Origin of the sequence: Microcoleus sp. C2D2, assembly GCF_036702495.1 — a bacterium.
Taxonomy (GTDB): Bacteria; Cyanobacteriota; Cyanobacteriia; order Cyanobacteriales; family Microcoleaceae; genus Microcoleus.
The window spans coordinates 1-5648 of sequence record NZ_JAUBTO010000268.1 but is presented as its reverse complement, the minus strand read 5'-3'; the positions used below and the strand labels follow the sequence as shown (position 1 = coordinate 5648).

The 5648-nt window shown below is 50.7% G+C and carries 2 tRNA genes and 3 rRNA genes; all 5 read left to right on the top strand.

Annotated features, from left to right (window positions below):
• The first annotated feature begins 291 nt into the window (after positions 1-291).
• The 5 genes from QUB61_RS37405 to rrf all read left to right on the top strand — a co-directional run bounded on the left by QUB61_RS37405 (position 292) and on the right by rrf (position 5605).
• A 16S ribosomal RNA gene (locus QUB61_RS37405) occupies positions 292-1824 on the top strand.
• Between the two features lie 52 nt (positions 1825-1876).
• Positions 1877-1953: transfer RNA gene (locus tag QUB61_RS37400), tRNA-Ile, on the top strand.
• A 53-nt stretch (positions 1954-2006) separates the two neighbouring features.
• A tRNA-Ala gene (locus QUB61_RS37395) sits at positions 2007-2082 on the top strand.
• A 381-nt stretch (positions 2083-2463) separates the two neighbouring features.
• Positions 2464-5342, top strand: a 23S ribosomal RNA gene (locus QUB61_RS37390).
• Positions 5343-5492: 150 nt separating this feature from the next.
• A 5S ribosomal RNA gene (gene rrf / locus QUB61_RS37385) occupies positions 5493-5605 on the top strand.
• The 16S, 23S and 5S rRNA genes sit together here with 2 tRNA genes alongside, the layout of an rRNA operon.
• Positions 5606-5648: the final 43 nt, after the last annotated feature.

The window sequence follows — 5648 nt, the reverse complement described above, 5'->3', positions numbered from 1 at the left end:
GCGGCTTCAAAAACTTCCAAAAAGTTTGACGGAACTTAAAAAACCGTGCTAGAATTCAAGGCTCAGCTGATCGCAGCTAAGTCAGTAGAAAGAAAGAAAAAGAGCCTCGGTTCTGATCTGAATTCTGCCAAGGATCCTTAAAAATATACAGCCGATAAGCGTGGGCGTTTGATGGCGAGTGCCAAGTTCTTTGGAACTAGTGCTTAGCACTACAAACGCTCATGAGATAGAAGTGAAGTTCACTTCAATTCTTTTTTATGAGTTGCTCGAAAGAGCGAAAAAATCAAGATCGAACTGTAGAGTTTGATCCTGGCTCAGATTGAACGCTGGCGGCATGCCTTACACATGCAAGTCGAACGGTAACAGGTCTTCGGATGCTGACGAGTGGCGAACGGGTGAGTAATACATCGGAACGTGCCCGATCGTGGGGGATAACGGAGCGAAAGCTTTGCTAATACCGCATACGATCTACGGATGAAAGCAGGGGACCGCAAGGCCTTGCGCGGACGGAGCGGCCGATGGCAGATTAGGTAGTTGGTGGGATAAAAGCTTACCAAGCCGACGATCTGTAGCTGGTCTGAGAGGACGACCAGCCACACTGGGACTGAGACACGGCCCAGACTCCTACGGGAGGCAGCAGTGGGGAATTTTGGACAATGGGCGAAAGCCTGATCCAGCCATGCCGCGTGCAGGATGAAGGCCTTCGGGTTGTAAACTGCTTTTGTACGGAACGAAAAGACTCCTTCTAATAAAGGGGGTCCATGACGGTACCGTAAGAATAAGCACCGGCTAACTACGTGCCAGCAGCCGCGGTAATACGTAGGGTGCAAGCGTTAATCGGAATTACTGGGCGTAAAGCGTGCGCAGGCGGTTATGTAAGACAGATGTGAAATCCCCGGGCTCAACCTGGGAACTGCATTTGTGACTGCATAGCTAGAGTACGGTAGAGGGGGATGGAATTCCGCGTGTAGCAGTGAAATGCGTAGATATGCGGAGGAACACCGATGGCGAAGGCAATCCCCTGGACCTGTACTGACGCTCATGCACGAAAGCGTGGGGAGCAAACAGGATTAGATACCCTGGTAGTCCACGCCCTAAACGATGTCAACTGGTTGTTGGGTCTTCACTGACTCAGTAACGAAGCTAACGCGTGAAGTTGACCGCCTGGGGAGTACGGCCGCAAGGTTGAAACTCAAAGGAATTGACGGGGACCCGCACAAGCGGTGGATGATGTGGTTTAATTCGATGCAACGCGAAAAACCTTACCCACCTTTGACATGTACGGAATCCTTTAGAGATAGAGGAGTGCTCGAAAGAGAACCGTAACACAGGTGCTGCATGGCTGTCGTCAGCTCGTGTCGTGAGATGTTGGGTTAAGTCCCGCAACGAGCGCAACCCTTGTCATTAGTTGCTACATTCAGTTGGGCACTCTAATGAGACTGCCGGTGACAAACCGGAGGAAGGTGGGGATGACGTCAAGTCCTCATGGCCCTTATAGGTGGGGCTACACACGTCATACAATGGATGGTACAAAGGGTCGCCAACCCGCGAGGGGGAGCCAATCCCATAAAGCCATTCGTAGTCCGGATCGCAGTCTGCAACTCGACTGCGTGAAGTCGGAATCGCTAGTAATCGTGGATCAGAATGTCACGGTGAATACGTTCCCGGGTCTTGTACACACCGCCCGTCACACCATGGGAGCGGGTTCTGCCAGAAGTAGTTAGCCTAACCGCAAGGAGGGCGATTACCACGGCAGGGTTCGTGACTGGGGTGAAGTCGTAACAAGGTAGCCGTATCGGAAGGTGCGGCTGGATCACCTCCTTTCTGGAAAACCGCATTCAAAATTGAACGCCCACACTTATCGGTTGTTGGAAAAGGGTCTGTAGCTCAGCTGGTTAGAGCACTGTGTTGATAACGCAGGGGTCGTTGGTTCGAGCCCAACTAGACCCACCAAATTCCGATGGACGTAGAACTGCGGCGAGAGCTGTGGGGAATGGTAGCGGAATGGGGGATTAGCTCAGCTGGGAGAGCACCTGCTTTGCAAGCAGGGGGTCGTCGGTTCGATCCCGTCATCCTCCACCAACGACGACAGACAAAAACAACAACAAGTTAGTAAGAGATTACTCAACACCAAAGCGGCTTTGAATCAGAAATGATGCGAGGCTGTTTTGTTGTTGATCAATATCGATTGATCAATCGGCTGTTCTTTAAAAATTCATAGAGTCGAATCAGAGTTGTTAGCGGAAACTGCACATTCGTAAAGGTTTAGTGCAGACCGTGCCGCTAGCAACAAGAATTTTTGATTGCGTCAAAACGAATATTCAAACCTAGTTTGAAATTCTTAAGTAATACGATGACAGATCTGAGGATCTGAAGTTGTTTACGGCATAACGCGCCAGGTGAAAGACCTGGCAAGTCCTTGAAGATTACGGCGATATCTTGAAAGAGATGTCAAAGTTATAGGGTCAAGTGACTAAGAGCATGTGGTGGATGCCTTGGCGATTACAGGCGACGAAAGACGTGATAGCCTGCGATAAGCTTCGGGGAGCTGGCAAATAAGCTTTGATCCGGAGATTTCTGAATGGGGAAACCCACCTCGCAAGAGGTATCGCATGATGAATACATAGTCATGCGAGGCGAACCGGGTGAACTGAAACATCTCAGTAGCTCGAGGAAAAGACATCAACCGAGATTCCGAAAGTAGTGGCGAGCGAAATCGGAAGAGCCTTCTATTGATAGCACGACTGTTAGCAAAACGGAATGGAAAGTCCGGCCATAGCAGGTGATAGCCCTGTATGCGAAAACAGACGTGTGGTACTAAGGTAGAGACAAGTAGGGCGGGACACGAGAAATCCTGTCTGAATATGGGGGGACCATCCTCCAAGGCTAAATACTCGTAATCGACCGATAGTGAACCAGTACCGTGAGGGAAAGGCGAAAAGAACCCCGGGAGGGGAGTGAAATAGATCCTGAAACCGCATGCTTACAAAAAGTAGGAGCCCGCAAGGGTGACTGCGTACCTTTTGTATAATGGGTCAGCGACTTACATTCAGTGGCAAGGTTAACCGAATAGGGAAGCCGTAGAGAAATCGAGTCCGAATAGGGCGAATCAGTCGCTGGGTGTAGACCCGAAACCAAGTGATCTATCCATGGCCAGGATGAAGGTGCCGTAACAGGTACTGGAGGTCCGAACCGACTAGTGTTGCAAAACTAGCGGATGAGCTGTGGATAGGGGTGAAAGGCTAAACAAACTTGGAAATAGCTGGTTCTCTCCGAAAACTATTTAGGTAGTGCCTCAAGTATTACCGTCGGGGGTAGAGCACTGTTTAGGCTAGGGGGTCATGGCGACTTACCAAACCTATGCAAACTCCGAATACCGACGAGTACAGCTTGGGAGACAGAGCACCGGGTGCTAACGTCCGGACTCAAGAGGGAAACAACCCAGACCGCCAGCTAAGGTCCCTAAAATTGGCTAAGTGGGAAACGAAGTGGGAAGGCTAAAACAGTCAGGATGTTGGCTTAGAAGCAGCCATCATTTAAAGAAAGCGTAATAGCTCACTGATCGAGTCGTCCTGCGCGGAAGATGTAACGGGGCTAAGCCAGTTACCGAAGCTGCGGATGTGCAATTTATTGCACGTGGTAGGAGAGCGTTCTGTAGGCCTGTGAAGGTGTCTGGTAACGGATGCTGGAGGTATCAGAAGTGCGAATGCTGACATGAGTAGCGTTAAAGGGGGTGAAAAGCCCCCTCGCCGTAAGCGCAAGGTTTTCTACGCAACGTTCATCGGCGTAGAGTGAGTCGGCCCCTAAGGCGAGGCAGAGATGCGTAGCTGATGGGAAACAGGTCAATATTCCTGTACCGATCAATAGTGCGATGTGGGGACGGAGAAGGTTAGCTCAGCCAACTGTTGGATATGTTGGTTCAAGCCTGTAGTCGTGCCTGGTAGGCAAATCCGCCGGGCTTAGATGAGGGGTGATAACGAGTCTGCTTGCAGACGAAGTGAGTGATACCCTGCTTCCAGGAAAAGCCACTAAGCTTCAGCTATTGACGACCGTACCGCAAACCGACACTGGTGCGCGAGATGAGTATTCTAAGGCGCTTGAGAGAACTCAGGAGAAGGAACTCGGCAAATTGATACCGTAACTTCGGGAGAAGGTATGCCCCAAGTAGGTGAACTCGAACAGAGGGAGCCCAACGGGGTTGCAAAAAATCGGTGGCTGCGACTGTTTAATAAAAACACAGCACTCTGCAAACACGAAAGTGGACGTATAGGGTGTGACGCCTGCCCGGTGCTGGAAGATTAAATGATGGGGTGCAAGCTCTTGATTGAAGTCCCAGTAAACGGCGGCCGTAACTATAACGGTCCTAAGGTAGCGAAATTCCTTGTCGGGTAAGTTCCGACCTGCACGAATGGCGTAACGATGGCCACACTGTCTCCTCCTGAGACTCAGCGAAGTTGAAATGTTTGTGATGATGCAATCTCCCCGCGGAAAGACGGAAAGACCCCATGAACCTTTACTGTAGCTTTGTATTGGACTTTGAACAGATCTGTGTAGGATAGGTGGGAGGCTTTGAAGTGATGTCGCTAGATGTCATGGAGCCAACGTTGAAATACCACCCTGGTGTGTTTGAGGTTCTAACCTAGGTCCATTATCTGGATCGGGGACAGTGCATGGTAGGCAGTTTGACTGGGGCGGTCTCCTCCCAAAGCGTAACGGAGGAGTTCGAAGGTACGCTAGTTACGGTCGGACATCGTGACGATAGTGCAATGGCATAAGCGTGCTTAACTGCGAGACTGACAAGTCGAGCAGATGCGAAAGCAGGACATAGTGATCCGGTGGTTCTGTATGGAAGGGCCATCGCTCAACGGATAAAAGGTACTCTGGGGATAACAGGCTGATACCGCCCAAGAGTTCATATCGACGGCGGTGTTTGGCACCTCGATGTCGGCTCATCTCATCCTGGGGCTGTAGCCGGTCCCAAGGGTATGGCTGTTCGCCATTTAAAGAGGTACGTGAGCTGGGTTTAAAACGTCGTGAGACAGTTTGGTCCCTATCTTCCGTGGGCGCTGCAGATTTGAGGAAGCCTGCTCCTAGTACGAGAGGACCGGAGTGGACACACCTCTGGTGTATCGGTTGTCACGCCAGTGGCATTGCCGAGTAGCTAAGTGTGGAAGAGATAACCGCTGAAAGCATCTAAGCGGGAAACTCGTTTCAAGATGAGATCTGCCGGGGCCTTGAGCCCCCTGAAGAGTCGTTCAAGACCAGGACGTTGATAGGTCAGGTGTGGAAGCGCAGTAATGCGTTAAGCTAACTGATACTAATTGCTCGTGAGGCTTGACCCTATAACTTTGATAGCCGTGTACGCTCCTTCATGGACGTGTGCAAGCTTCGAAGATTGTTATGCCAAGTTGACGCAGTCAAAACACATAAAATCTGATTCCACTCTATGAATTCGTTGTCTTGCTCTCAGAGCAAGTCGACTCCAAGTTATGCCTGATGACCATAGCAAGTTGGTACCACTCCTTCCCATCCCGAACAGGACAGTGAAACGACTTTGCGCCGATGATAGTGCGGGTTCCCGTGTGAAAGTAGGTCATCGTCAGGCTCTTATAGCCCCAATCCCCCTCAGTCCCGCAAGGACTGGGGGG